The organism is Aquiflexum gelatinilyticum, assembly GCF_024741135.1.
Lineage (GTDB): Bacteria > Bacteroidota > Bacteroidia > Cytophagales > Cyclobacteriaceae > Cognataquiflexum > Cognataquiflexum gelatinilyticum.
Map to the genome: position 1 here is coordinate 78,506 of NZ_JANSUY010000011.1, position 25,774 is coordinate 104,279.

The window sequence follows — 25,774 nt, forward strand, 5'->3', positions numbered from 1 at the left end:
AATGAATGAAAAATGTCAAATGATAAATGAACAAAGCCTGATGGGGAAATTGACTTTATCCTTTACATCTAATTATACTTCACTCCTTCTTATAATCTTTTTCACCTACGGGAATCGGGATTTGCATAATATTTTCCTTGGGAGGTAGTGGACAGGCAAAATCCGGATTATAGGCACAATATGGGTTGTAGGCCAAATTGAAGTCAATGGTAATGCTGTTTTTTCCATCTTGGCGGAGATTGATATATCTTCCACCTCCATAGGTTTCTTCTCCACTTGTTTCGTCAGCAAAGGCAAGAAAAAAGTTGCGCTTGTCCGCTTCTTTCATGGACTGGAGCAAAAGCAATTTTTGTGGTTTGCCATTTAAGTCAAATTCGGCAAAGGAATGTTTGAGGTACTTCTCCACCGATCCGTCTGTCATAGGAAGCTCGACCATCTTTTTTTCTTCCAATTCCACCATTTTTGCCCTTACCTTATAGCTTGGATCAATGGTATAAAAATCAAGTTCTTTGAAGTCCTTTTTCTGCTCTTCAGTCAAAGGCGAATCAATATTGAACTTGATAAATTTGTATTGCCTATCGCGTTCTTTTTCTATTTTCTCCAAATACACCTCGGGACTTTCCGTTCCGGTCATGGTATAGATTACAGCAAGTGCGACAACAGTCAATACGCCAATAATTAAAATATTTTTTGATTTCATAAACTACAAAATGCCTTCATCGGCGAAGCTAAAATAGGCAACATCAGTGAAAATCACATGGTCAATCACCTGTACTTCGAGATTTTCACCCACATGCTTGAGTTTACCTGTCAAAACCCTGTCTTGTTCTGATGGTCTCAGGTTCCCCGACGGATGATTATGTACCAGTACAATCGAACATGCCAATGAATCCAAAGCATATTTGAATATGATTTTGGGATCTGCCACGGTACCGTTTGTGCCACCGGAACTTATCAATTGTTTCTTGATCAAATGGTTGCTCCTATTGAGCAGCAATACGTAAAAGTGCTCGACTTTTTCGTCCATGAGCTCACGCCCCATCAGGTTAAAGACATCTTTGGAACCGTTTATTTTTATTTTTTTAGGCTGATCGCTGATCTGTTTTCGTCTTCTACCCAATTCCAATGCACTGACGATGGAAATAGCTTTGGCTTCACCTATTCCCTTAAATTTCTTGAGATCGGAAATACTCATCTTGGCAAGCTCGCCCAAGTCATTGTTGACTGAAGAAAGAATATGTTTGGAAAGGTCCACTGCACTAAATGACCTGGTACCCGAACCGATGAGGATCGCGATCAATTCCGCATCTGAAAGTGCTGATTTGCCTTTGAGGAGAAGTTTTTCTCTCGGTCTGTCCTCTTCAGCCAAAGCAGAAATTTTTATGGAATATTGATAGTCTTTCATAAACAGATTTTAAAAAGAAATTTTTCCTTAGTTGGAAAATTATCCTGTTTTTAAAAATACATAATGCCAAAAAACAATGAAAGTCCGAGTGGCTTCCAAGGGGCATATTAAACGTTTAATTTTTTCTTCAAAAAAACATGGAAACAAAAATAGCCTTGGTGGAATCACCAAGGCTATTCTGATAATAAAATTTCTTTGTTAGGCTAGTGCGTTGACAAACTTAGTCAATTTTGACTTTCTGTTGGCAGCGTTGTTTTTATGAATGATATTCTTTTTTGCAAGTTTATCGATCATAGAGGTAACTGTTTTCAAAAGCTCTTGCGCTTCCACTTTGTCAGTCACAGCTTTCAATCTCTTGATGAAAGTTCTTGTTGTCTTGTGCTGATATCTGTTTCTCAAACGCTTGGCTTCGTTTGCACGGATTCTTTTTAATGCCGATTTGTGATTTGCCATATCCTTATTTTACTTAATTTCTGTTAATACACCCTACCCTAAACGGAGTGCAAATGTAATTGATTAATTTTGAAACACAAAAGGATTTCCGAACTAAACCTCGTAAAGTCCAGAAATCTGATAGATTTTTCAGATTCCGCCGTTAGATTGCAAAGGTAACACAATTTCATTTTACAGAAATGGAAATTATGATTATTTTTAGGAATGCGTAAATTTTTGATCCTGAGCTTGATTTTCATTTTTTCCATCCCTGATCTTGGGGCTTGGGGGTTCTTTGCCCATCGAAGAATCAATAGACTTGCTGTTTTCGGCCTTCCCCCAGAAATGATGGGATTTTTCAAAAGCAACATAGATTTCATCACCGAAAATGCAATCAATCCTGACAGAAGGCGATATGCAGTCAATGGGGAAGCAGAAAAACACTTTTTGGATGCTGACGCTTACGGGGACAGTGCCGTATATACCCTTCCAAGGTATTGGAATCAAGCTTTGGAGATATTTACGGAAGAAGAGTTGCGTGCCCATGGGATCGGACCGTGGAATGCCTACCATACCAAAATCCAACTGACAGAGGCTTTCAAAAGAAAAGATATCAAAGCCATTCTGAGGCTCTCAGCCGATCTTGGCCACTACATTGCGGACATCAATGTCCCTTTGCATACTACCAAAAACTATAATGGCCAACTGACCAACCAATATGGAATCCATGCATTTTGGGAAAGCAGGGTTCCAGAGTTGCTCTCAGATGATTTTGATTTTTTTGTGGGAAAAGCTGAATACTTGGAAAAACCACAACTTGAATCTTGGGACGCAATTATCGTGGCGCATCTGGCTTTGGATTCTGTATTGAATTTTGAGAAAAGTCTTACCCAAAGTTTTTCGGAGGACAAAAAATACAGCTACGACGAAAGAGGCGGCATCAGCACCAAAGTCTATTCAAGGGATTTCACTATCGCTTACAACAACATGCTTTCAGGGCAGGTAGAAAGGCAAATGCGCCGGTCAGTTAAAATGATCTCTGATTTTTGGTACACGGCCTGGATTGACGCCGGTCAGCCCGATCTAAATTCGCTCCTCAAAAATCCCATCGAATTGGAGGAGGAAAAATTGGAAAACTCCAAGCCACTCAAAGTCCGTGAACACGAAGGAACGGCAAGCAGTGAAAACCCTGAGGAATTGAGAAAAGCCTTCTTCAGAAGTATGTGGAGGCCTTAAAAAATTGATATTGATAGATATTAGATATGATGGATTTTATTCTGGAAGTGTGAAAACATGAGTTACTAGAGGTCTGGGAGATAAAGGTAGCTCTTGCACATTGAGTATTTAAACCAATTCTTTTTTGGAAGAATTGAGGTAAAAGCGGATGGCTTCCCCCAATCTTTCGAAAGTCTGACGAAAAACAGATTCATCTTCTTCCAATAGAGTTACTCTAAAACCTCTCAGATCAGAACAAAACGAACTGATAGGAACCACACAGATATTGGCAGATGCCAAAAGATAGTATACAAATCGCTTATCCAAAGGCATATTTTCCTCCTTTAGCCAGCCGTCCAACAAGTCCTGTAGCTTTGGATTATTGATAGGCAAAAACTGCTTTTCGTCCAAAAAAGTCTCATCAAATACCACAGTATTATAAAATGCTCCTTTTGTCGGATTGAATTTGATTCCGGGAATTTTCCCCAATATCTCTTCCATAATTCTGCTTCTTCTCCCTATTTTCTCATTCGCTTCCTGCCTGTATTCCACATATGCAGGATGACTCATGATTTTTGGAATGGATAACTGTGGAAGTATTGTCGAACACACCTCTATCATTTTTGCATTTTCCAAAGTCTGGCAAAACTTTGCGAATTCTTTGGATGCATTCCTATTGTAAAATTCCATCCAACCACATCTCGAACCCGGCCAAGGAAATTCCTTCGAAATCCCTTTCAAAGAAATACCCGGCAGATCACCGATTACTTCCGAGAGTGCTACGGCTTTCACGCCATTGTAGGTGATATTCTGATAGATTTCATCTGCAATCAACAGCAATTTGAATTCCTTGGCAATTTTGACAAAACCTTCCAAAACCTCCTTAGGATAAACCATTCCTGTAGGATTGTCAGGATTGATAATCAAAATCCCAACGATGGAAGGATTATATTTGACCTTGTTATAAAGGTCCTCCATGTCCGGAAGCCATTGGTTATTGGGATCCAAAGTATACGTAATGGGTGCTGTATTGGCATGCGCTGCTTCCGCCGAACTATGTGTGCTGTAGGCTGGTGAAGGCCCGATGATCCTGGCGGTCGGCGTCAGGAACTGATAGACTTTGGCGATGGCATCCCCGAGTCCGTTAAAAAATAAAATATCTTCAGCTGTGATCTGAGATCCTCCTTTTTGGTTGTTTAATCCTGCCAAAAACTTTCTCGTTTCTAGAACACCTTTGGAATCTGCGTAGCCATAAGTGCTGTCTTGGCTTACAAGGTCAGACACTATTTCTTTCATCCAAGAGGGAACGATATTGTGTTTTTGGATTGGATCACCGATGTTTTCCCATGTGATCTCATAACCCAAAGCTTCTACCTGACGGGCTTTTTTGACAATGCCCCTAATCTCATAATTCAATTCTTCGGCTCCGGGCCTCAATAACAATGTCCTCATCATGCTGGTGTTTGGAAATCGAAAACAAATAAACAAAAAACGAAATGAATGATTGCGGATTCAATAAAAAAGATGATGTCACATTGGATTTTCTTAAAATAATCCACTAATAATGATAGAAAAAAGTGATTCTCTTTGGGTCTTGTTTACCTTAAGTAATGGCTAATCAAATATTAAAATTAAAGCAAAAAAAACCTCCAACCCGCTATTTCAGGTTGGAGGTTTCCAATTTCATTTTAGGTTAAGTTTTACTTCAACTTCTTGTATTTTATTCTCTTCGGAGCTATGTCACCAAGACGCTTTTTCTTATTTTCCTCGTAATCGGAGAAGTTTCCTTCAAACCAATACACCTGAGAATCCCCTTCAAAGGCAAGAATATGTGTACATATCCTGTCCAAAAACCACCTATCGTGGGAAATGACTACTGCACAACCACCGAAATTTTCCAAAGCCTCCTCAAGTGCCCTGAGGGTATTTACATCCAAGTCATTGGTAGGTTCATCGAGCAAAAGAAGATTGCCTCCTTCCTTCAATGTAATCGCCAAGTGTACCCTGTTTCTTTCTCCACCTGAAAGAATTCCTACTTTTTTCTCCTGATCAGATCCTGCAAAGTTGAATTTCCCAACATAAGCACGGGCATTCATTTCCTTGTTGCCAAGTTTGATGATTTCATTTCCTCCTGATATGGTCTCATACACAGATTTGTTTGGATCGAGCCTGTCATGTTCCTGATCGACATAGGCCAATTTTACGGTTTCTCCGACTTCAAAATACCCGGCATCGGCTTTTTCCTGTCCTGTGATCAATTTAAATAGTGTAGATTTACCCGCACCGTTTGGCCCGATAATTCCAACAATCCCACCCTGAGGCAAGTTGAATGAAAGGTTTTCAAAAAGCAATTTGTCACCGTAAGCTTTTGAAACACCATTGACTTCAATGACTTTTGCTCCCAACCTAGGACCTGGAGGAATATACAATTCAAGCTTTGCTTCTTTTTCTTTCCCTTCTTCGCTTATAAGTTTATCGTAGGCACTGAGCCTAGCTTTACCTTTGGCCTGACGGGCTTTTGGGGTCATCCTAATCCATTCCAATTCCCTTTCTAGGGTTTTTTGTCGCTTGGATTCTGTCTTTTCTTCCTGTTTGAGTCGGTTTTGTTTTTGGTCCAGCCAAGAAGAGTAGTTTCCCTTCCAAGGAATCCCCTCTCCCCTATCCAATTCCAAAATCCAACCAGCGACATTGTCCAAGAAATATCTATCGTGCGTGACGGCGATAACAGTTCCTTTATATTGCTGCAAATGCTGCTCTAACCAAAGCACCGACTCAGCATCGAGGTGGTTGGTAGGTTCATCAAGAAGCAATACATCCGGTTCCATGAGTAAAAGCCTGCAAAGTGCGACCCTTCTTTTTTCTCCCCCAGAAAGGTTGCCAATAATGGCATCACTTGGCGGAAGGCGTAGGGCATCCATAGCTTTTTCCAACATGGTGTCAAGCTCCCATGCATTGGCAGCATCAAGTTTTTCCTGCACTTCCCCTTGCTTGGTGATCAGTTTATCCATAGCATCTGGGTCATCCATCAGGCCAGGATCCATGAATTTTTCGTTGATTTCTTCAAACTCTTTGAGGAGGGCTACAGTAGCAGCCACTGCTTCTTCCACAATATCCTTGACGGTTTTGCTTGGATCAAGCTTTGGTTCCTGTTCCAGCATCCCTACCGTATAACCCGGAGACCATACCACCTCACCCAAAAACTCCTTGTCTACGCCGGCAATGATTTTCAAAAGGGAACTTTTCCCTGATCCGTTAAGACCCAAGACACCGATTTTGGCTCCATAAAAAAAAGAAAGATAAATGTCCTTCAGAACTTTTTTCTGTGGTGGGTATATTTTGGAAACCCCTGCCATAGAAAATATGATTTTTTCTGCACTCATATTTAATTTTGATTGGTTTTGAAACGATGATGGACAAAGATGGCAAAAAAAGACCTTTCTTAGGATAAATGCTTTTGAATTAATTAATTTGCAAAAAAGAAGGGTCACACCACAAACCAACCTATTAAATCGCAATGGAGCATCCGTACGGGTACATTAAAGATAACAAGGTTTATCTCAGGGAATTTTTGAATCAGCCAGATAGGGTGATTGGAGAAGTAAAAGAAGATGAAGCATCGACTATCAAATACTTTGAGGACAGGTTTACTACCCTTAAAGAAAAAATAGCACAGCTTAAGAAGGACATCGAAGAAAATCAAAACAAGGGTTCCTTTTTGATGAAATTGGTTCATCTGAAAGATTCCTTGTTGGAATATGATGCCTTGGGTGATTTTATTCCGCTGATAGATGAATTGGAGCAACTCCAAGAATATCTTGAAGATATCATCAAGAAAAACAGGGAGAAAAACCTTGAAATCAAAAAGGGACTGATTTTAGAAGCGGAAGCTTTGAAAAACAGTACTGAGTGGAAGGAAACTGCAGACGAATTCAAAAACCTAAAAATGCGGTGGATCAAAACTGGGCCCGTAGAGAAGGAATTTGAAGAGGAAATGGAAGAATCCTTCAATAATGCGATCGATACTTTTTTTGAAAATAGAAAAAACTTTTTTGAGGATATGGCCGTACAGGCTGAGGTCAACATAAAAATCTATGAGAAGTTAGTCATTGAAGCTCGAGCAGCATTTGACAATCCTGATGCTAAGAGAGCTTTTGAAATCTCAAAACGGATCCAAAAGGAATGGAAAGCTGCGGGAAGGGTACCAGCTGAAAAAAGACAGCCACTTTGGGATGAATTTTCCAAATTGAATAACAGGATTTTCAGCAGATTCCGAAGAACCATGGAAACAGGTCCGCAGATGAAACCATGGGAGTTGATGAAAAAAATGGAGTCCATGACGGACGAAATGAAAAAACTCGCTTATGCCGAAACAAATCCAGATGGAGTTTCGTCTGCCAAAAGATTGCAGGCAGAATGGAAAAAACTTCCACAACGCAAGCCCAAAGAAGCAAATCTGATTATGCGTTCTTTTACCTTCTTTTCTGAAATAGTTTTTGAAAAACTATTCTTGGAAAGGTTGGCGATGTCAAAATATGAGGACTTCAATCAAAAGGACAAAACAGAACAGAAAAAGATAAAAATGGGAATCTTGAGAGATCTGATTCACAGGGATGAAAGCGAACTCGCTACAGTAAAAGACAATGCTGAAAATTTCAGAACAAATGAGGAAGACTTTGAAGTGATGATGAGAAGAAAAATCGGAACATTCAAAAGAAAAATTGATGTGAAAACTTTCATTCTCAAAGAACTTTCAAATAAATAATAAGTTAACATTGAAAATTTAAAACAATTTCTATTTTTGCAGACCGCTAAGGCTGTAAACATTTAAAACTCACACTATGTATTGGACACTAGAACTTGCGTCATATCTTGAAGACGCACCTTGGCCTGCAACTAAAGACGAATTGATTGATTATGCAATCCGTTCAGGTGCTCCTTTGGAAGTTGTCGAAAACCTCCAAGAATTAGAGGATGACGGCGAGCCTTACGAAAATATCGAGGAAATTTGGCCCGATTATCCCACAAAAGACGATTTCTTCTTCAATGAAGATGAATATTAAAAAAGCCCGACATCGGGCTTTTTTTTATATCCCCAAGACCAACTTGAGTTTTGGAAATCCTGATTTGCTTACCGGAATATTTTCACCTTCTCTTAACTTCAACATATAACCTTCTTTTTCATAAGGTTCAATTTTAGTGATTTCTGAAATATTGACAAGGTATGACCTATGCACCCTTACAAACAGGGAAGTATCTAATGATTTCTCATAAAAAGAAAGGGTCTTGTTTTTTAAAAATTTCCCCTCTTTGGTATAAATATTCACATAATCATCATTGGCCTCAAGGTATTTGATTTCATTGATTGGAATTATTTTGATCTCATTTTTCACCTTCAATACTACCCTGTTTGCAGATTCCGGATTCAAAACACTTTCATTTTTAAAAGCATTGATGCTTTCCAGATTGTTACCCATTTGGAGGAATTTCTCCAATGATTTGGCAAACCTTGCTTTGGAAAAAGGCTTGAGCAAATAATCCACTGCGTGGGCATCAAATGCTTTGAGGGCAAAGGCATCAAATGCAGTGGTAAATATCACAGCCGGTGGATTGTCCAATAGCTCGAGCATTTCAAACCCTGTAAGTTTCGGCATTTGGATATCCAAAAAAATCAGATCAGGTTTATGCTCCTGTATGGCTTTCAAACCTTCAAAGCCATCGTGGCAAACTTTTTGAATTTCGAATTGAGGAAAATCGGCCAAATATTCACTGACCAATTCGGTTGCCAATGGCTCATCATCCATTATCAGTACTTTAATCATTCCTTTGAGGGATTTTTAAGTTGACGGTAAATTCCTTTGCTTCTACTTTGGTTTCCAACAAATCATTTCTTCCAAACAATAAATATAGTCTCCTTTTGACAGCATCAAGTCCAAATCCTGTTCCTTTTGCCTGTCCTGCTTCCATGTCAAAAGGATTTGACAAGGTTACATTTAAGTAATTTTGCCGTATTCCAAATGATAAACTGATCAAAACCTCACCGGTCACTCCGTACAACCCATGCTTAATCGAATTTTCAAGAAGGGGCTGGATCATCAAAGGCGGCACTTTAGCCTCCAAAGCGGATTCATCAATTTGGAATTCAACCTTTAGCCTATGACCAAATCTCACTTTTTCGATATCAAGATAAAGGTTAAGGTAATCCTTTTCCTCAGAAACAGTAAGCCAGTTTTGGTCATCCTTTTTGATGGTTCCTCTGAGAAATTCGGCCAACTGAAGCACCATTTCTCTTGCTTTTTCGGGTTGGCTTTTGATCAATGCGCTAATTGAATTCAGGCTATTGAATAAAAAATGTGGTTGTAACTGCTGACGCAAATGATAGAGTTCGGCGTCTTTTGCCATCTGATCTATTTTCTCTTGTCTCTCTTTGGTTTTAATCTGGTCTTCAATTTTGGCATTGAATACCAAAAGGGCAGCCCAAGAAACATACAAAATGAAAGCTATCAATCCTTTGACCGGCATGACTTTGCTTGCAAAGTCAAGATAATCATGCTCGGAACTTAAAAAAAATCCCAGAAAATAATCTCCGGCAAAAACCAAAGCCACAGCAAATACCCATCCGAAGTTTAGAACCATCAAGGCTTGCGAGCGCTTTGGCAGGTAATATTTGAAAACGTTTTCCAATACCCAAAATCCGAATAGGATTAAGAGAGAATGAACAGCAGAATCAATCAGGGCAGATTGGAAAGGATATCCATAAAAGCTAATCAAATAAGCCAAAGCCACCATCCAAAGAAAGACAGCGGCTAAGGCTTTTAACCAGTCAAAATTATTGCGTGAAATCAGATTTCTTAGCATTTGATCCTGATTAGAAAGATTTGATCTCCAAACCTCCAAAGATGATGGACCCATAGATCCTCAAAACTTTGGTCCCATCATTGGGAGTTGGCGGATACATCCTTTTATCCTCTATTCCTGCAAAGATATTGGTGACATTGATCTGAAGGTCCCAATGAGGGGGTACAATGAGTTTTACACCACCAAAAGCCACTTCCACATTAATGATCGCTCCATCAGCGAGGTCTGCTTGGGAAAGGTCAATGTCAGTTCCTCCAAAAATCGCCGAAATCTTACCTCCTTGGAAATTTTTGGACAATACCCGCTTCTGTATCCCAGTAAACAAAGCCTGGGCATTGATGGTGTCGCCATTGTCGGTAAAGGATATGGATTGGGGTTTAGCAAAATTTTGAGAAAAAGGATCCTTGGTCGTCGCTGATGCTTCAGTGTTTTTGTTGTATGATTTAAAAAAAGCATCATTAAATTTATTCCTGTCTCTTGATCTTTTAAGAATAAGAAAGATTCCAAGGATAATCAATCCGATAGGAATAATGAATGGTTCTAGTTCAATTGGAATCCCAAATTCTCTTTTTGCCAGTAAGAAAGATCCGAAAAGAAGCATGAAAACTCCGAACCCCGACTGACCATTATGCTTGATCAGACTGACAACCCCAATGGCGATGAGAATCATCGGCCATGAAAAAAACCATCCGGGAAGCCAGAATCCCATTGCTTTCAATAATAACACCCCGCCGATAGCAAGGATAATGATGCCTGCTGTGAGGTCATTGTTTTTGGAGGAAAATTTATTCTTTGCCATGATATTGTTGTTTTTTGATTCATTTGATGATGACAAAGCTATATCATGAGGAAAAAATAAGAGACATGAAATAGGTTATTACCGAAAGATTCTCGGTGAATGAAGGAAAATACTAGGTAAACGGATTTTAAATTAACCGTTTCTTGACCAAAAAGTCGGCGTAAACCATGTCATCAGGACTGGTTATTTTAATATTCTCAGGATTTCCTGAAATCAGTTCTACTTGCCAACCCTGATGTTCATATACTGTGGCATCGTCGGTAAAGTGGTATAGTTCGGTGACATCAAATGCTTTTTTTATTTTGGAAAGCAAAAAAGTCTGGGGGGTCTGAACCAACCTGAAATTCTGTCTTTCCTGAAAAAATGATTTTCCATCATCCGTCAATTTCCTCAAGGAATCCTTGAGCGCAACGACCGCAATGGCAGATCCGGATTTTTCAGCCACATCAAAACTTTCAAGAATCACCTGTGAACTAACAAAAGGCCTGACTCCATCGTGAATAGCGACAATTCCTTCTGCATGAAATATAGAATCCAATCCATTCTTGACAGATTGAAACCTGCTGTTACCCCCTTTTATGACCGCATGCGGAATATCAAATTGGTATTGACCGCAAAGATCTCCCCAAAAGCCAAAGTCCTTTTCAGGAATTACTAAAATCAAATTGATGTCAGAGAGAGTTTTGAAAAAAACTTCAAGGGTATGCATCAGAATCGGCTTTCCACCTATTTCTAAATACTGCTTTGAAATCGGAGCTCCCATACGGGTCCCACTTCCTCCTGCTACAATGACGGCAAACTTATTCATTTTACGATTGGATGTTCAAATTCAGAATTTGATTGTATTCCATTACAACTCCAAGATGAAAAAAATAGAAAATAAAAAAAAGGCTCTTGCGAGCCTTTTAATGTTTTAGAGGATTAGCATGGCATCTCCATAGGAGAAAAACCGATACTTTTCTTTGACGGCTTCTTTGTAAGCTTTCATCACCAAATCATAACCTCCAAACGCAGATGCAGTCATCAATAAGGTCGATTCAGGCAAATGGAAGTTTGTGATAAGTGCATTGGCAATTTTAAAATCATAAGGAGGAATAATAAACTTATCAGTCCAACCGCTGCTGACTTTCAATCTGCTGTTGGCAGTCACGGAAGATTCAACAGTCTTTAAAGTGGTGGTACCTACAGCCACTACTTTCCTTTTGTTATCCAAAGCCTCATTGACCAAATCAACGGTTTTTTGAGGGATATCGTAATTTTCGGAATCCATTTTGTGCTTAGTTAGGTCTTCCACGTCCACTTGTCTAAAAGTGCCCAATCCCACGTGAAGAGTTATAGGACAAACTTCCACGCCTTTCAATTCCAATCTTTTCAAAAGATGGGGGGTGAAATGAAGACCTGCTGTCGGTGCGGCCACTGCCCCTACATTTTTGGCGAAAATAGTCTGATACCTTTCTCTGTCTTCAGACTCCACTTTCCGCTCAATGAATTCCTTCAAGATCGGTGTCTCACCAAGGGTATCTATTGTTTTGTAAAATTCCTCATCCGAACCGTCAAATAGAAATCTGATAGTTCTACCACGGGAAGTAGTGTTGTCAATAACCTCAGCAACCAAATCACTATCTCCAAAATAAAGTTTGTTTCCAACCCTTATTTTTCTGGCAGGATCTACCAAGACATCCCAAAGTCTCAGGTCCTGATTTAATTCTCTCAAAAGAAAAACTTCAATTTTTGCACCTGTTTTTTCTTTATTGCCGTACAACCTTGCAGGGAAGACTTTGGTGTCGTTCATGACAAATACGTCGCCGTCACCAAAATATTCGATGATGTCTTTGAAAATACGGTGTTCAATTTCACCGGTTTTTCTATGAACCACCATGAGTCGGGATTCGTCTCTATTTGGTGTGGGATATAAAGAAATTAATTTTTTGGGGACGTCGAATTTAAAGTCTGATAACTTCATAGGTTGTGAATATGATATTCTTGATCTTAATTTAAGATTTAAAAACCGCAAAGTTAAAAATAAAAATCCCGAATTCTACTTATATTGCCAATTACTTTTAAAACAACTTCTAAGACGTGATATTTCTAAAACTAATCTGGGAAAGTGTGCTGTTTGCCATGCAAGCCCTAAAATCAAACCTGACTAGGACCATTCTTTCTCTTTTGGGAGTAACTGTGGGGATTTTCGCCATCATCGCTGTATTTACTTTAGTAGATTCACTCGAAAAAAACATTAAATCCAGCTTTAGTTTTTTGGGTAGCAATGTTGTTACGGTCAACAGGTTTCAATTTGTGGGAGGGCCTGATTATCCTTGGTGGAAATATTTCCGAAGACCTTACAGTACCTATTCTGAATATACTTTCCTTAAAGAAAAACTGAGAAATGCTGAGGCTGTCTCTTTTTCAGCTGGGGCAAATACTACAGTTCAGTTCGGAAGTAATTCATATAAAGGCACAAATCTTACCGGAGTCACATATACCTACAAGGATGTATATGACGTTCCGGTACAAAAAGGAAGGTTTTTTACAGAATCAGAAATAAATGGATCTAGAAATGTGGCAATAATTGGGGAGAAAGTAGCCAATACTTTATTTCCCAACTCTGAGCCTATCGGAAAAGAAATTAAGATCAAAGGGGCAAAATTTGTCGTCATCGGCATATTCGAATTGGAGGGAGAAGGCTTATTTGAAATTGCATCCAAAGATGAAGCAGCCATGATTCCTTATGGCAGTTTCACCAAATTGTTTTTTGTGGGTAAAAATGGAATTGAACCAAGCATAGCTGTCAAAGGCTTGGAAAGTGACATTGGTATGATCGCTTTGGAAAATGAACTGATCGGGTCACTTAGGGCTAAAAGGGGATTAAAACCTACAGAAGAAGATAATTTCTCGTTAAACAAATCCGAATTCATCATGAATACACTGGGATCGATATTCGATGTCATCAGTGGTGCAGGCTGGGTCATCGGAGGTTTCTCTATTCTTGTTGGGGGTTTTGGAATTGCCAATATCATGTTTGTTTCTGTCAAAGAAAGGACCAATATCATAGGAATCCAAAAATCCCTTGGTGCAAAAAATTACTTTATTTTATTCCAATTCCTCTTTGAGGCTGTCTTCCTCAGTTTGATTGGGGGAGTAACAGGAATCATAATCGTATATGGACTCACATTCCTTCAGCTAGGCTCTTTGGAGTTGATTTTGTCCTTGAAAAACATTGTCCTGGGATTGGGTATTTCATCTATAATAGGAATAGTATCTGGGATTGTTCCTGCCACTCTTGCAGCAAAACTTGATCCGGTAGAAGCTATCCGAGCAGCATAAAAAAAAAGACCCTAATAGGGTCTTTTTTTGTTTATGATTGAAAGGATTTTTTTATTCCTCTTCTTTTTCCACTTTTAAGGAAGCTGCACCAAGACCGGCTTTTTCTTTGATTTTCTTTTCCAGCTCTTCCATCAATTCCGGATTGTCAAGCAGGATTGCTTTGACAGAATCACGTCCTTGCCCCAATTTATTTCCTTCGTATGAAAACCAAGACCCTGCTTTCTTGATGATCTCAAACTCGACACCTATATCAATGATTTCGCCGACTTTGGAGATTCCCTGACCATACATGATGTCAAACTCTACCACTTTGAAAGGAGGCGCTACCTTGTTCTTTACAACTTTTACCTTTGTCCTGTTACCTAAAATATTGTCAGCACCTTCTTTTATCTGTCCAATTCTTCGGATATCAAGCCTTACAGAAGCATAAAATTTGAGTGCATTACCTCCAGTAGTTGTCTCAGGGCTTCCAAACATCACACCGATTTTATCTCTTAGCTGATTGATGAAAATACAAGAACATCCAGTCTTATTGATTGCCCCGGTCAATTTTCTCAAAGCTTGTGACATCAATCTAGCCTGAAGCCCCATTTTACTGTCACCCATTTCCCCCTCCAATTCACCCTTCGGCACCAAAGCAGCAACAGAGTCGATGACAATGATGTCAATGGCACCAGAGCGGATCAGGTGTTCGGCAATTTCTAAAGCCTGCTCCCCATTATCCGGTTGAGAAATCAAAAGATTTTCTGTGTCGATACCGAGCTTTTCAGCATAGCTTTTATCAAAGGCATGTTCAGCATCAATGAAAGCGGCAAGCCCACCGGCTTTTTGAGCTTCTGCAATACAATGTAACGTCAAAGTGGTCTTTCCGGAAGATTCAGGCCCATAAATCTCAATCACTCTCCCCCTTGGAATACCACCTATGCCCAATGCCATGTCCAAACCCAACGAACCTGTGGAAATAGCTGGAATGTCCTGAACCTTGTTGTCACTCAGTTTCATGACAGTGCCTTTGCCGTAGGTTTTTTCCAGCTTATCGATTGTAAGCTGAAGTGCTTTTAATTTCTCAGTGTTTACGCTCATAATTGAATATTTTCAAAACTTTGATTTGAATTTGTAAATTAATGATAGATAATTGGAACCCGAACACTTCCAAAAAGGATTGCGTATTTATACTTTGAGCAACCAAAAATCCGTATTATTAAATATATCGCTAATATTGAAATAAGATTTGACAACCTTTTGGTAGAAAAGAAAAATTAATGAAAAAACGGTTTAAAAGGTCAGTAATTGTCTCAATATTTTTTCTATTGGGATGTTCTTCTGGTTTTGCACAGAAAAACACTGCTTTTCAAAAAGGAGAGGAACTGCTTTTTAAGGTTACGTTTGGTTTTTTTGATGCTGCAGAAGCAAGGATGGTAGTCAATCCTGAAATCTCAACGATAAATAATATCCCTACCTACAAAATAGATGTATTCGGCCAAACACTTGGCGTTTTCAAACTTTTCAATGTAAATGACAATTGGGGCAGTTATCTCGATACTGCAAAAATAATCCCGCATCATTCATACAGACACATCGAAGAAGGCAGATACCGGAAACACGAACGGGTAACTTTTGACCATAAAATGAAAAATGCCCATGTAAAATTATATGACCGAGAAAACAAAAATATAGTCGACACAAAAGATTATCCTGTTCCTTCGCAGGTGCAGGACATTGTAAGCGGATTTTATTTTTTGAGAACCCTTGATTTTAAGAAATACAAACCTGGAGACACCATTCACCTAGTAGGGTTTTTTGATAAAGAAATTTATAACGTAAAATTAATATACAGGAGAAAGGAATGGGTAGATACGACCATCGGGAAATTTGAATCCTACGTTTTGGTGCCTATTATTCCCAAAAACAAATTATTCAGAGGAGACCATCCTGTGACTGTATGGGTGTCTGATGACAAAAACAAAATCCCATTACGGATTAAAGCAAAGTTGATGATCGGTTCTTTGGATATGGAAATCATAGAAGCCAAAAATCTTCGTAATAATTAATTTACAGTCAGTTAACATTGGATTAACATTAAGTGGCTGAAAAAAAATTTTATGTTGTATTTGATACCTTTGACATTATTAAAACATTTTTTGTGATGCCTTTTTATAAATTAGCATCACATTAGCGCTATCATAACCCGCTATTTTCTCATGAGTGACAAACAAAAAGTCAAAATTCTGGTCGTTGACGACGAACCTGATATCATTGATATTCTAACTTACAACCTCAAAAAAGAGGGATATGAGGTAGAATCAGCAGAAGATGGAATTAAGGCAGTAAAGATTGCAGCCAAGTTTCTTCCCGATGTAATCCTTTTGGACATCATGATGCCCAATCAGGATGGTGTCGAAACCTGCAGGCAAATCAGGGAAATCCCGGAACTCAAAGGAACCTTTATCATATTTCTGACAGCAAGAGCTGAAGAATATTCAGAAGTAGCCGCATTTGACGTAGGGGCAGATGATTATATCACTAAACCGATCAAGCCAAGAGCATTGATGAGCAGGATTGCGGCACTCTTCAGAAGGGAATCCAAAAAAGAAAATGAAGTAGCCCAAATCAAAATAAAAGACCTCATCATAGACCGAACAAGTTATACCATTGATAAAAACGGTAAGACCATCACACTTCCCAAAAAAGAGTTTGAACTGTTATATTTTCTCGCCAAAAACCCGAATATAGTTTTCAGCAGAGATGATTTATTGCAGAATATTTGGGGAACAGATGTATTTGTATTAGCAAGAACTGTCGATGTCCACATCAGAAAAGTCCGTGAAAAAATCGGGGAAGATTACATCACCACTGTGAAAGGAGTGGGTTATAAATTCGAATTGAATTAAGTATGCTCACCACATCGAGGGGTATTTCATTGATCTTGGCTTTGGCGATTTCAGCCTTGACAGTGGCATTTTTACTGTTATTGGATGATGCCACACCAACCCTCTTAATAGTTGCGGGAGGCATTTCTTTCTCTGTTTCCTATATATTGACAAATATCACCCTTGAATTTTTGGTCTTCAAAGAGATCAGTGATATATATAGCGTCTTGGAAAAAATTCAAAAAAAAGACTATTCCAATATTCCAGAAAAATCTGACAAACTTTCAATTTCACCCCTCAGAAGAATCAATACTTCTATCAATATCTATGCTCAGACCAAAAACAAGGAAATCGAGGCACTTCAAAAAAACGCAGAATTCAGGAGGGAATTTATAGCTGATATTTCCCATGAATTGAAAACTCCGATTTTTGCGGCACAGGGTTACATACATACCCTGCTCGATGGCGCTGTGGATGACAAATCCGTAAGGCTTAAGTTTCTCAAGCGGGCTGCAAAAAGCCTCAATGCGTTGGATAAGCTTGTTCAGGATCTTCTCACTCTCAATCAAATGGAAAGCGGTGTAGTCAAATTCCATTTTGAAACTTTCGATTTAAAGGATTTGATCCATGAAGTCATCGAGGATCTAGAGCATAAAGCAGCAAAGCGGGACATGTTGATCCGTTTCTTTTATGACAAAGAAAAATCCTTCAAAACGGTTGCTGATAAAGAGAAAATCTTCCGGGTTTGCCAAAACCTCATTTCCAATGCCCTTAAATACAATAATGACGGCGGCGAGGTGGAAGTACACCTCAAAACCCATAAAAGCCAAATTACTGTTGAAGTCAAGGACAACGGCAAAGGAATTCCTGCAGAGGACCTAAAACGTATTTTTGAAAGATTTTATAGGGTGGAAAAAAGCAGGTCCCGCGAAAGAGGCGGCACCGGACTCGGACTCGCAATCGTCAAACATATCCTGGAAGGGCATAAAAGTAAGATCTCAGTCAGCAGTACTTTGGGCAAAGGCTCCATATTCAGTTTTGAACTACCCTTGGAAAAGTCCCCTGAAAAGACTGTCCTTAAAACCTTGAATTCATTGTTTGTCTGAAACCAAAAATCCATCTATGTCAGGAAACAAATTGGGCAAAAAGTTCCTCCAAAGTTTTTTTCAGATCCCCTGTCAATCCTCCATGTGGCCTTGAGGTCTGTATCATGGAACTCCGCAGGGCTGTCAGCCACCTAAATCTTGAAGCAGGATCCATCTCAGCTATTGGACTACCGGATTTTGTTCCCTCACAAATTTTGGTAAATGAGTCCAAATAATCGCATAGCAATTCCAAATCAACCTCAGGATCCAAAGCCAATAACTTTCCTTCTTCTAGTTGAATCCTGCTTTCTAAGAAATTTTCTTTTTTAGAACAGAGAATTACGCCCACATTGACAAATTCCTCACGCTCCACCCGTGGAACTACACGGATGACCGCATACTCATATAAGTGTTTGCCTTGCATCTTGCGCATCTTTTACAAATACATCCGAATATTCCAATCTGAGTGAAAGGAATTGTTTATACACTGACCTTGCCTCTTCAGCCGTCTCCACATCCCGGGAAGCCAAAAGCCAATCATCAGGAAGAGCTTCAATCAAGGTATAAACCTGATCCATTTTAAGTTTCTCGCGGAATTCCCTATTCACTTCCTCTAGCCTATCCGCGTACGGCAAAAGCACATGGTCTTTGATGGAAGGAAAAGGTCCGGTGGCATGCCGTTCCCAATTGTCCCAAGAATGGTGGAACAAAAATGCCGCCCCATGGTCAATCAACCAAAGTTCACGCTTCCAGATCAGCATATTGGTATTGCGGAAAGTCCGGTCCACATTGGTAATAAAGGAATCGAGCCATACTATCTTGGAAGCAAGCAAGCCATTGACTTTGGAAGCTCCGGGATCGAAAGTCAGTGCTTTGGATAAAAAGTGAAGGCCAAGATTCAGCCCCTGACTGCCTTTGAGCAAATCCTGGATTTCTTCATCCCCCTCAGACCTTCCAAAGGCCTCATCGAGGTAGGCAAACACTAATTCCGGAACTTTCAGCCCAAGCATCCTTGCGATTTCCCCACCCATCAATTCTGATATCAGGGCCTTTTCCCGCTGACCTGCGCCCCGGAACTTGAGTACATAATCAAACCCATCATCCGCTTCTGCCAAGGCCGGCAAAGAACCACCTTCCCGCAGCGGCATCACATAGCGCATGACATTGACGGTACGAAGGTGGAGATTTTGAAAAGTTGTATCCATGATTAATTCAATAGGATGATTTCAGATTGTAAAGTTATTAGATCTTAGTATATATTCACCGAAGTATATTAAGCTGAATCAGATTAGAAAATATAGTATTTCTAAATTAAATCAGGAATCACTTTGGTGAAGTCTGCCAACAATAATCTAACAAAATTTTTTGCACTGATATTAATTCTATAATTTTGCGCCCCTGTTAGGAAAAGATAAGCATGAAAAAAATTGATTTTAAGGACCTTATTCTATTTGAAAGCGAGGATTACCTTGTCATCAATAAACTTCCCTATTTGTCGACATTGGACGACAGGCACGAGGCGCAAAACATCCTCGATCTTGCTAAACAGTATATCCCGGATGCCCAAGTTTGCCACAGACTCGACAAGGAAACCTCAGGTTGCTTGGTCATTGCCAAAAATCCTGAAGCTTACCGGAATATTGCGATCCAGTTTGAAGACAGGAAAGTAAATAAAGTCTACCACGCTGTGGTGGAAGGCATTCACGAATACAAAGAGGTAATGGTGGACAAAAAAATCCACGCAAACAATAAGGGCATTGCAAAATTGACCAAGGACGGCAAACCGGCCCAGACCATTTTCAATACAGTCAAAACTTATTATGCACATTCGCTCATCGAGTGCAAGCCGATAACCGGAAGACTTCATCAAATCAGGATTCACCTTGCCTATCTGAGATCCCCGATATGTGGTGATGAAACTTATGGTGGCAAGCCGGTTTACCTGTCCGCACTTAAGCGACGGTTTAACCTCAAAAAAGGGACTGATGAATTGCCCATCATGCAGCGGGTTTCACTCCATGCCTATTCGATCGGGTTCAAAGGAACCAAAGAAGAAAGGATAGAAGTGGTTGCACCTTACCCAAAAGACTTTGATGTATTGGTCAAACAATTGGAAAAAAACGGCTAACTCAAAGAAAATGTGGGCAATAAATTTGTTTCTTTTGCAATAAAAAGAAATTACTTCTATCTTTGTGTCCCTTTTTGAGGGTGAAGTATATTTAACAAGCTAATAATTAAACATTTACACAGTGGATACATTAAGCTACAAGACCAAATCAGCGAATGCTGCTACTGTAGAGAAGAACTGGGTGGTAGTGGATGCCCAGGCTGCAGTATTAGGTAGATTTGCGAGTGAGGTTGCAAAAATTTTGAGGGGTAAGCACAAGCCTTACTACACCCCTCATGTAGACTGCGGAGACAACGTGATTGTCATCAATGCAGACAAGGTAAGGCTGACCGGCAGAAAAATGGACGAAAAAGTCTATGTTCGCCATACAGGCTACCCAGGTGGGCAGCGTATTTCTACTCCAAAATTGTTGAAGGCTAAGTCTTCTTCAATCCTTGTAGAAAAAGCTGTTAGAGGTATGCTTCCAAAGACCAGACTTGGAAGCCAATTGTACAGAAATCTGTTTGTTTACAATGGTCCTGAGCATCCTCATGCTGCGCAGCAACCAAAAGAACTCAAATTCTAATCCCAGGATACATGGAAATCATCAATACAATAGGTAGAAGGAAGACATCTGTCGCCAGAATCTACATGCAACCGGGCAAAGGAGAGATCTCTGTAAATGACAGAGCGATCGAAACTTATTTCCCTTTCGAACTACACCAGATCATTGTAAAACAACCTTTAGCCCTAGTAGGTGTTGAAGGTTCTTATGATATCAAAATCAATCTGGACGGTGGCGGTATCACAGGACAAGCCGAAGCTGCAAGGATGGCAATATCCAGAGCGCTATGCGAATTCGATGCTGAACACAGATCTGCTTTGAAAAAAGAAGGATTCCTTACCAGAGATCCAAGAATGGTCGAGCGTAAGAAGCCAGGACGTAGAAAAGCAAGAAGGAGATTCCAGTTCTCCAAACGTTAATCAGGAATTCTTTGAATTTTATATCGTAACTATATTTATTAATGGCACAAATAGAATATAAAGACTTACTGGATGCTGGTGTTCATTTCGGACACTTGACGAGAAAGTGGGATCCAAGAATGGCCCCGTATATCTTCATGGAGAAGAACGGTATCCATATCATTGACCTAAACAAAACGCTTGTTTGCCTCGAAGAAGCATCCAACGCAATCAAGCAGATCGTACGCTCAGGAAAAAAAGTAATGTTCGTCGCTACTAAAAAGCAGGCGAAAGACTTGGTGGCTGAAGAAGCACGCAGACTCAATATGCCTTATGTCACTGAAAGGTGGTTAGGCGGTATGCTGACCAACTTCGCTACTATACGCAAGTCGTTGAAAAAAATGTCTACCATCGATAAAATGATGAAAGAAGACGCTTACACCAACCTTGCGAAAAAAGAGCGTTTGATGATCACAAGACAGAGAGAGAAAATGGAAAGTGTTTTGGGAGGTATAGCTGACCTTACCAGACTTCCTGCTGCTCTTTTTGTAGTAGACATCAAAAGAGAACACATTGCGATCGCAGAAGCACAAAAGCTTGGTATCCCTGTTTTCGCTTTGGTAGATACCAACTCCAACCCAAATGAGGTGGAGTTTCCAATCCCTGCCAATGACGATGCATACAAATCCATCTCTTTGTTGATCAAAGCGTTTGGTACAGCTATCGAAGAAGGTCTTTCCGAGAGGAAAAGAGACAAAGAAGATGCTAAACTTACCGAAGAGGAAGAAGCAAAAAAAGCTGTCGACGCAGAGTCACAAGAGTAATCCACTTTGATATACTGATTACAAAAATTGAACATAAGGTAGCGCCCTGTGTTCAATTTTTTGTTTAATAAGAAATTCTTAAATAAATAAAAGACAATAACAATGGCTATTACTGCACAAGAAGTAAACAAACTGAGACAAATGACAGGTGCCGGTATGATGGACTGCAAAAAAGCCCTTACCGAAGCTGAAGGTGATTTCGAAAAAGCGATTGACATCCTTAGAAAAAAAGGTCAGAAAGTTTCAGCTTCAAGAGCTGACAGAGAAACCAAAGAAGGGACTATCGTCACTCATGTAAGTGCTGACGGAACTGTCGGTACTTTGCTTTCATTGACTTGCGAAACTGACTTTGTGGCCAAAAACGAAGGATTCGTAAATTTTGCAAATGAATTGTTGACTATCGCAACGAGCAATCATTGCGCTTCAACAGCTGAAATTCTTGCTCTTCCATATGAATCAATCACTGTTCAGGACAAAATCATTGAAATGACTGGAAAAATCGGTGAAAAAATCGAAATCTCCCACTACGAAGTCATCAAAGGTGAAACAGTAGTTCCTTACATCCACTCCAATGGCAAATTGGGCGTATTGGTTTCTTTGGTTAACACCAAAGGTGCTGACGTAGAAGAAGCAGGAAAAGACGTAGCCATGCAGATTGCAGCCATGAATCCTGTGGCAGTTGACAAAGACGGCGTAGACGCTTCTACTGTCGAAAGAGAAATCGAAATCGGTAAAGACCAAGCAAGACAAGAAGGCAAGCCTGAAGAAATGTTGGAAAAAATCGCTTTGGGTAAACTGCAGAAGTTCTACAAAGAAAGCACTTTGCTTAGCCAGGTATTCGTAAAAGACAATGCAAAAACCATTGCACAATACCTTGATGGAGTCAGCAAAGGTTTGACTGTGTCTGCTTTCAAGAGAATTACAATCGGTTAATTGGTTCCGATAGCTATCGGAATGGTTAATTAGTTATAAAATAATAAGAACCTTCGGTCAAAAGCCGAAGGTTTTTTTATTCAAACAACTTAAAAACAGGATTGGGAACATGTGTCGACTCAAAAAGCTTGGCCATTTCTTTGACCAATTCAGGATTAGAAGTTGCCACATTTCGGGATTCTGAGGGATCATCTTTAAGGTTATACAGTTCAATGGGAGCATTCCTGTCTTTTTTGACATTTAGCCTGACTGCTTTCCAGTCTCCTTTTCGGATGGCCTGCCTTCCTCCCAATTCTACAAATTCCCAATAGAGGTATTCATGCTGCATTTGTTCTGACTCGCCTTTTAAGGTGGGAACAAATGAAATCCCGTCAATTTTGCTTTCGACTTTTTCCCCTACGATCTCAGCAAAAGTGGGTAAGAAATCCCAAAAAGCTGAAACGTGGTCAGTCTGTGATCCAGGTTTAGTTTTTCCCGGCCATTTCACAATCAGTGAAGTCCGGATTCCTCCTTCATACAAATCTCTTTTATAACCTCTTCTCCCTGCATTGCTTTGGAAAAAATCCGGGTCGTTGCCGCCTTCCTGATGTGGTCCGTTGTCTGAAGCAAAAATGATGATGGTGTTTTCGGTCAATCCGAGTTCTTCGAGTTTTTGGATTATCTCTCCGACTTGCCTGTCCAATTGCTCCACCATGGAAGCGTAAACCGCTCGGGGATATTCCACTGACTGATATCCGGGAATAATGATATCCGGACCATAGTCATGTCCTTTGGGAGCGAGATACGGTTTTTCCTCCCCAAACTTCTCTCTATACTTTTTCAATAATACAGTGTCTGATGTCGCCAACTCGGCATGTGGCGTCACCATAGGCACGAACATAAAGAATGGCTTGTCTTTATTGTTTTCGATAAATTTTAAGGATTCTTGATGGATGACTTCGGGAGCATAGGTGGTTTTGTTGGTCCAGTCATTTCCTTCTAGCATCACCTTTTGATTGTTGTCCCAAAGGTATTCAGGATAGTAGCGGTGCGCATAGCGTTGACAATTGTACCCAAAGAACTTGTCGAAACCTTGATTGTTGGGATCACCCGAGGTCCCAATAAAACCCAATCCCCACTTGCCAAATGCTCCGGTGGCGTAGCCAGCCTTTTTCATCATTTTTGGAATGGTCATGATGCTATCAGGCATCGGATATTGCCCTTCAGGTTGTACTTCAAAATTCCCCCTGATCGGTGTATGCCCAGTATGCAAGCCTGTCATCAAAGCTGACCGCGATGGTGCACAAACCGTCGTACCTGTATAGTGGTTGGTAAATAGCATTCCTTCTCCTGCCAGCTTATCGATATTTGGGGTTTCGATTTTAGTTTGCCCTGTTACACCCAAGTCTCCATAGCCAAGGTCATCTGCGAGAATAAAAATGATGTTGGGTTTCGCGGATTCTGTTTCCTCATTGGATTTTTCTTTGCTTTGTCCACAAGAAATCAACCCAATGATCAGAAAAAAGAAAAGGAAGAATTGGAGTTTCATAATTCAGGCTTAGTTCGGGAAAATTAAAATTATGGAAATAAAGTCACCATTCCTTAACGCTTCAAATTTTTCATCTGCTCAGCATTTTCAATGATGACTTCATTGTACATCAGCGTCCAGCCCATGGATTTGGTAAGGACATAGATATTGACCAACTCGCTCATCAATCTCTTTTGTGCATTGTCTTTGAGACCTGAGGATTCTATTTTCTTGCGGAATTGGGCGGTCACACTGTTCTTGATTTTATTGTAATCCTTGGCTTCAAACTTATTGAAGTAATCCTGCGTCACGTCGTAATATTCGATTTCAGGGTAGATATTGATGACGGGTTCCGGAATTTTGGTGATTACCACCGTTTTGTTTTCTTCATCAATCCTTGTCTCCAACTGCCTCAGGTCATATTCAACTGTCGCTTTGGCGTTTGCTACAACCAAGGCTTTTTTGTCCGAAGTGACGATATCCAAAAAAAGATTCTGTGAATTTTTGAAAGTAAATACCTGTGAAAAATACCCCTCTGTCACAATCAATTTTCCAACATTTTGGATTTGTTGCTGAATCATGGCCGAGTTGGCTCGGATCTCGTCTTTGTTTTCCCTTTTCCCTACAAAATACCAAATGCTTCCAAGTACCAAAAGTGCCGCAATAAAGCCGAAAATAAACCTGTTCATGATCAAAGATTTTGCTTAAAGTTGGGGAAAATTAAGTGCGTTTACAAAGAAATTTGGAGGATCTAAATCAAATAGATTTCAAGAAATGGATCAGTTCAACAGGTTTATTTGATTCCAGAATCCTGCAGGACCAAAACTCACGCTTTGACTTCTGAAATGTCCAAGTCCTTTCTCTTTCTCCCATAAGATTTATCCTTTTCACCAAAGTAATCTTATCAATCCAACCCACAAAAAACAAGTCCGCTTGGTATCGCTTGGCACAAAAAGCATCATACAGGTATTTAGGATCTTTAAGGCCCAAATCAACCTTCAAAGCCTTTAACCAATCGTCTTTTGCTTTTCTTCTTTGGTTGAAAAAAACCTGCAAGTGAATATCCCCTCTAAGGTTTTCGATTTTCTCTTCCCTTCTGATCAGTTTGATATCTCGGTTGAGAAGGGCATTTTTGACCGTTTGGTCCGCATTGGGAACCAAGGAAGTCTTGAGTTCAATATTTTGGCCTTTATATACAAAGTCTATGTCTACCTGATCGACCTCCAATTTGAGATTCGTCCTTTCAACTTCAATCCCATTTTCTTTGAGCCATTTCTGGATCGCAAATTCGCCCAAATACCCTCTGATCATGCAATCAAATTGGATGTTTGGATGACGGAATCGGAGATTGTCCAATTCCGAGATACTTGTATTTTCAATTGCTTTTTGGATCGATTCGAGGATTTCTGATTCGGTCAGAGGAAGGTGAAGGATATGCTCGAAACTGACCATTCT

The 25,774-nt window shown here is 39.9% G+C and carries 28 protein-coding genes; 12 read left to right on the forward strand and 16 right to left on the reverse strand.

The features are described from left to right. Nucleotides 1–79: 79 nt before the first annotated feature. The 3 genes from NU887_RS12985 to rpsT all read right to left on the reverse strand — a co-directional run bounded on the left by NU887_RS12985 (nt 80) and on the right by rpsT (nt 1,858). The gene (locus NU887_RS12985; protein WP_258423812.1) at nt 80–700 is read right to left on the reverse strand and encodes a DUF1684 domain-containing protein; all 621 of its coding nucleotides are present in this window, start codon (nt 698–700) and stop codon (nt 80–82) included. A gap of 3 nt (nt 701–703) precedes the next feature. Further along, nucleotides 704–1,405 (reverse strand): RadC family protein, encoded by a 702-nt coding sequence (gene radC, locus NU887_RS12990; RefSeq protein ID WP_258423813.1) that lies wholly within the window; start codon nt 1,403–1,405, stop codon nt 704–706. A 198-nt stretch (nt 1,406–1,603) separates the two neighbouring features. After that, on the reverse strand, nt 1,604–1,858 hold the full coding sequence (gene rpsT / locus NU887_RS12995; protein WP_113925636.1) for a 30S ribosomal protein S20: 255 nt from the start codon (nt 1,856–1,858) through the stop codon (nt 1,604–1,606). 204 nt (nt 1,859–2,062) lie between these two features. Between rpsT and NU887_RS13000 the strand changes: the two genes are divergently transcribed. Continuing rightward, the gene (locus tag NU887_RS13000) at nt 2,063–3,073 is read left to right on the forward strand and encodes a zinc dependent phospholipase C family protein (protein ID WP_258423814.1); all 1,011 of its coding nucleotides are present in this window, start codon (nt 2,063–2,065) and stop codon (nt 3,071–3,073) included. Nucleotides 3,074–3,181: 108 nt separating this feature from the next. Here NU887_RS13000 and NU887_RS13005 read toward each other — a convergent pair whose 3' ends face one another. After that, on the reverse strand, nt 3,182–4,504 hold the full coding sequence (locus tag NU887_RS13005; RefSeq protein WP_258423883.1) for a pyridoxal phosphate-dependent aminotransferase: 1,323 nt from the start codon (nt 4,502–4,504) through the stop codon (nt 3,182–3,184). Nucleotides 4,505–4,752: 248 nt separating this feature from the next. Next, entirely contained in the window at nt 4,753–6,432 is a 1,680-nt protein-coding gene (ettA, locus tag NU887_RS13010; RefSeq protein WP_258423815.1) for an energy-dependent translational throttle protein EttA, read from the reverse strand. 134 nt (nt 6,433–6,566) lie between these two features. Between ettA and NU887_RS13015 the strand changes: the two genes are divergently transcribed. Then, nucleotides 6,567–7,814 (forward strand): DUF349 domain-containing protein, encoded by a 1,248-nt coding sequence (locus tag NU887_RS13015; RefSeq protein ID WP_258423816.1) that lies wholly within the window; start codon nt 6,567–6,569, stop codon nt 7,812–7,814. Between the two features lie 76 nt (nt 7,815–7,890). Next, a complete protein-coding gene (locus NU887_RS13020) occupies nt 7,891–8,112 on the forward strand; it encodes a DUF2795 domain-containing protein (RefSeq protein ID WP_008625540.1) in 222 nt (73 codons plus the stop codon). A gap of 24 nt (nt 8,113–8,136) precedes the next feature. Here the strand turns inward: NU887_RS13020 and NU887_RS13025 are convergent, their stop codons facing one another. From NU887_RS13025 to queA, 5 genes are all read right to left on the reverse strand, one after another. Then, nucleotides 8,137–8,871 carry a LytR/AlgR family response regulator transcription factor gene (locus NU887_RS13025; protein ID WP_258423817.1) on the reverse strand — a complete coding sequence of 245 codons (735 nt, stop codon included), beginning with the start codon at nt 8,869–8,871 and terminating at the stop codon, nt 8,137–8,139. Beyond that, a complete protein-coding gene (locus tag NU887_RS13030) occupies nt 8,864–9,907 on the reverse strand; it encodes a sensor histidine kinase (RefSeq protein WP_258423818.1) in 1,044 nt (347 codons plus the stop codon). The genes NU887_RS13025 and NU887_RS13030 overlap by 8 nt, the downstream gene beginning before the upstream one ends. Nucleotides 9,908–9,917: 10 nt before the next feature. Then, nucleotides 9,918–10,706 carry a cell wall-active antibiotics response protein gene (locus NU887_RS13035; RefSeq protein ID WP_258423819.1) on the reverse strand — a complete coding sequence of 263 codons (789 nt, stop codon included), beginning with the start codon at nt 10,704–10,706 and terminating at the stop codon, nt 9,918–9,920. Between the two features lie 127 nt (nt 10,707–10,833). After that, nucleotides 10,834–11,514, reverse strand: coding sequence for a 2-C-methyl-D-erythritol 4-phosphate cytidylyltransferase (locus tag NU887_RS13040; protein ID WP_258423820.1), 681 nt, complete (start codon nt 11,512–11,514; stop codon nt 10,834–10,836). Between the two features lie 105 nt (nt 11,515–11,619). After that, a complete protein-coding gene (gene queA / locus NU887_RS13045; RefSeq protein WP_258423821.1) occupies nt 11,620–12,669 on the reverse strand; it encodes a tRNA preQ1(34) S-adenosylmethionine ribosyltransferase-isomerase QueA in 1,050 nt (349 codons plus the stop codon). Between the two features lie 116 nt (nt 12,670–12,785). Between queA and NU887_RS13050 the strand changes: the two genes are divergently transcribed. Beyond that, complete coding sequence (locus NU887_RS13050; protein WP_258423822.1) at nt 12,786–14,030, forward strand: ABC transporter permease; 1,245 nt, start codon at nt 12,786–12,788, stop codon at nt 14,028–14,030. A 51-nt stretch (nt 14,031–14,081) separates the two neighbouring features. Here the strand turns inward: NU887_RS13050 and recA are convergent, their stop codons facing one another. Further along, nucleotides 14,082–15,113 (reverse strand): recombinase RecA, encoded by a 1,032-nt coding sequence (gene recA / locus NU887_RS13055; RefSeq protein ID WP_258423823.1) that lies wholly within the window; start codon nt 15,111–15,113, stop codon nt 14,082–14,084. A gap of 179 nt (nt 15,114–15,292) precedes the next feature. On the opposite strand from recA, the gene NU887_RS13060 reads away from it, so the two are divergent. The 3 genes from NU887_RS13060 (at nt 15,293) to NU887_RS13070 (ending at nt 18,006) form a co-directional block, all read left to right on the forward strand. Further along, a complete protein-coding gene (locus tag NU887_RS13060; protein ID WP_258423824.1) occupies nt 15,293–16,081 on the forward strand; it encodes a DUF3108 domain-containing protein in 789 nt (262 codons plus the stop codon). A 150-nt stretch (nt 16,082–16,231) separates the two neighbouring features. Next, a complete protein-coding gene (locus tag NU887_RS13065) occupies nt 16,232–16,921 on the forward strand; it encodes a response regulator transcription factor (protein WP_258423825.1) in 690 nt (229 codons plus the stop codon). 2 nt (nt 16,922–16,923) lie between these two features. Beyond that, complete coding sequence (locus NU887_RS13070; RefSeq protein WP_258423826.1) at nt 16,924–18,006, forward strand: sensor histidine kinase; 1,083 nt, start codon at nt 16,924–16,926, stop codon at nt 18,004–18,006. 19 nt (nt 18,007–18,025) lie between these two features. On the opposite strand, the gene NU887_RS13075 is transcribed toward NU887_RS13070, so the two are convergent. Further along, nucleotides 18,026–18,409, reverse strand: a complete 384-nt coding sequence (locus tag NU887_RS13075; RefSeq protein WP_258423827.1) for a DUF3037 domain-containing protein — start codon at nt 18,407–18,409, stop codon at nt 18,026–18,028. Continuing rightward, on the reverse strand, nt 18,387–19,190 hold the full coding sequence (locus tag NU887_RS13080; RefSeq protein WP_258423828.1) for a HipA family kinase: 804 nt from the start codon (nt 19,188–19,190) through the stop codon (nt 18,387–18,389). The genes NU887_RS13075 and NU887_RS13080 overlap by 23 nt, the downstream gene beginning before the upstream one ends. A gap of 212 nt (nt 19,191–19,402) precedes the next feature. Between NU887_RS13080 and NU887_RS13085 the strand changes: the two genes are divergently transcribed. From NU887_RS13085 to tsf, 5 genes are all read left to right on the forward strand, one after another. Continuing rightward, nucleotides 19,403–20,113, forward strand: coding sequence for an RluA family pseudouridine synthase (locus NU887_RS13085; protein WP_258423829.1), 711 nt, complete (start codon nt 19,403–19,405; stop codon nt 20,111–20,113). 121 nt (nt 20,114–20,234) lie between these two features. Continuing rightward, nucleotides 20,235–20,678 (forward strand): 50S ribosomal protein L13, encoded by a 444-nt coding sequence (gene rplM, locus NU887_RS13090; protein WP_113925655.1) that lies wholly within the window; start codon nt 20,235–20,237, stop codon nt 20,676–20,678. A gap of 11 nt (nt 20,679–20,689) precedes the next feature. Next, nucleotides 20,690–21,076 carry a 30S ribosomal protein S9 gene (rpsI, locus tag NU887_RS13095; protein ID WP_258423830.1) on the forward strand — a complete coding sequence of 129 codons (387 nt, stop codon included), beginning with the start codon at nt 20,690–20,692 and terminating at the stop codon, nt 21,074–21,076. A gap of 41 nt (nt 21,077–21,117) precedes the next feature. Further along, nucleotides 21,118–21,879: a 30S ribosomal protein S2 gene (gene rpsB / locus NU887_RS13100; protein ID WP_258423831.1), complete on the forward strand. Its 762-nt coding sequence runs from the start codon at nt 21,118–21,120 to the stop codon at nt 21,877–21,879. Between the two features lie 102 nt (nt 21,880–21,981). Further along, entirely contained in the window at nt 21,982–22,812 is an 831-nt protein-coding gene (gene tsf / locus NU887_RS13105; protein WP_258423832.1) for a translation elongation factor Ts, read from the forward strand. Between the two features lie 76 nt (nt 22,813–22,888). Here tsf and NU887_RS13110 read toward each other — a convergent pair whose 3' ends face one another. The 3 genes from NU887_RS13110 to NU887_RS13120 form a co-directional block, all read right to left on the reverse strand. Next, a complete protein-coding gene (locus tag NU887_RS13110) occupies nt 22,889–24,340 on the reverse strand; it encodes an arylsulfatase (RefSeq protein ID WP_258423833.1) in 1,452 nt (483 codons plus the stop codon). Between the two features lie 53 nt (nt 24,341–24,393). Continuing rightward, nucleotides 24,394–25,008: a DUF4230 domain-containing protein gene (locus NU887_RS13115; protein ID WP_258423834.1), complete on the reverse strand. Its 615-nt coding sequence runs from the start codon at nt 25,006–25,008 to the stop codon at nt 24,394–24,396. A 67-nt stretch (nt 25,009–25,075) separates the two neighbouring features. Continuing rightward, on the reverse strand, nt 25,076–25,771 hold the full coding sequence (locus tag NU887_RS13120) for a hypothetical protein (protein ID WP_258423835.1): 696 nt from the start codon (nt 25,769–25,771) through the stop codon (nt 25,076–25,078). Between the last annotated feature and the right edge of the window lie 3 nt (nt 25,772–25,774).

Bases quoted from the DNA above. Each gene is read 5' to 3' on its own strand.
- NU887_RS13040 (WP_258423820.1), bottom strand. From the start codon at position 11,514: ATGAATAAGTTTGCCGTCATTGTAGCAGGAGGAAGTGGGACCCGTATG.
- recA (WP_258423823.1), bottom strand. From the start codon at position 15,113: ATGAGCGTAAACACTGAGAAATTAAAAGCACTTCAGCTTACAATCGAT.
- NU887_RS13075 (WP_258423827.1), bottom strand. From the start codon at position 18,409: ATGCAAGGCAAACACTTATATGAGTATGCGGTCATCCGTGTAGTTCCA.
- queA (WP_258423821.1), bottom strand. From the start codon at position 12,669: ATGAAGTTATCAGACTTTAAATTCGACGTCCCCAAAAAATTAATTTCT.
- NU887_RS12985 (WP_258423812.1), bottom strand. From the start codon at position 700: ATGAAATCAAAAAATATTTTAATTATTGGCGTATTGACTGTTGTCGCA.
- NU887_RS13115 (WP_258423834.1), bottom strand. From the start codon at position 25,008: ATGAACAGGTTTATTTTCGGCTTTATTGCGGCACTTTTGGTACTTGGA.
- NU887_RS13020 (WP_008625540.1), top strand. From the start codon at position 7,891: ATGTATTGGACACTAGAACTTGCGTCATATCTTGAAGACGCACCTTGG.
- NU887_RS13035 (WP_258423819.1), bottom strand. From the start codon at position 10,706: ATGGCAAAGAATAAATTTTCCTCCAAAAACAATGACCTCACAGCAGGC.
- rpsI (WP_258423830.1), top strand. From the start codon at position 20,690: ATGGAAATCATCAATACAATAGGTAGAAGGAAGACATCTGTCGCCAGA.
- NU887_RS13030 (WP_258423818.1), bottom strand. From the start codon at position 9,907: ATGCTAAGAAATCTGATTTCACGCAATAATTTTGACTGGTTAAAAGCC.
- ettA (WP_258423815.1), bottom strand. From the start codon at position 6,432: ATGAGTGCAGAAAAAATCATATTTTCTATGGCAGGGGTTTCCAAAATA.
- NU887_RS13015 (WP_258423816.1), top strand. From the start codon at position 6,567: ATGGAGCATCCGTACGGGTACATTAAAGATAACAAGGTTTATCTCAGG.
- rpsT (WP_113925636.1), bottom strand. From the start codon at position 1,858: ATGGCAAATCACAAATCGGCATTAAAAAGAATCCGTGCAAACGAAGCC.
- NU887_RS13065 (WP_258423825.1), top strand. From the start codon at position 16,232: ATGAGTGACAAACAAAAAGTCAAAATTCTGGTCGTTGACGACGAACCT.
- radC (WP_258423813.1), bottom strand. From the start codon at position 1,405: ATGAAAGACTATCAATATTCCATAAAAATTTCTGCTTTGGCTGAAGAG.
- NU887_RS13085 (WP_258423829.1), top strand. From the start codon at position 19,403: ATGAAAAAAATTGATTTTAAGGACCTTATTCTATTTGAAAGCGAGGAT.
- NU887_RS13000 (WP_258423814.1), top strand. From the start codon at position 2,063: ATGCGTAAATTTTTGATCCTGAGCTTGATTTTCATTTTTTCCATCCCT.
- tsf (WP_258423832.1), top strand. From the start codon at position 21,982: ATGGCTATTACTGCACAAGAAGTAAACAAACTGAGACAAATGACAGGT.
- NU887_RS13110 (WP_258423833.1), bottom strand. From the start codon at position 24,340: ATGAAACTCCAATTCTTCCTTTTCTTTTTTCTGATCATTGGGTTGATT.
- rpsB (WP_258423831.1), top strand. From the start codon at position 21,118: ATGGCACAAATAGAATATAAAGACTTACTGGATGCTGGTGTTCATTTC.
- NU887_RS13060 (WP_258423824.1), top strand. From the start codon at position 15,293: ATGAAAAAACGGTTTAAAAGGTCAGTAATTGTCTCAATATTTTTTCTA.
- NU887_RS13120 (WP_258423835.1), bottom strand. From the start codon at position 25,771: ATGGTCAGTTTCGAGCATATCCTTCACCTTCCTCTGACCGAATCAGAA.
- NU887_RS13070 (WP_258423826.1), top strand. From the start codon at position 16,924: ATGCTCACCACATCGAGGGGTATTTCATTGATCTTGGCTTTGGCGATT.
- NU887_RS13005 (WP_258423883.1), bottom strand. From the start codon at position 4,504: ATGAGGACATTGTTATTGAGGCCCGGAGCCGAAGAATTGAATTATGAG.
- NU887_RS13025 (WP_258423817.1), bottom strand. From the start codon at position 8,871: ATGATTAAAGTACTGATAATGGATGATGAGCCATTGGCAACCGAATTG.
- NU887_RS13080 (WP_258423828.1), bottom strand. From the start codon at position 19,190: ATGGATACAACTTTTCAAAATCTCCACCTTCGTACCGTCAATGTCATG.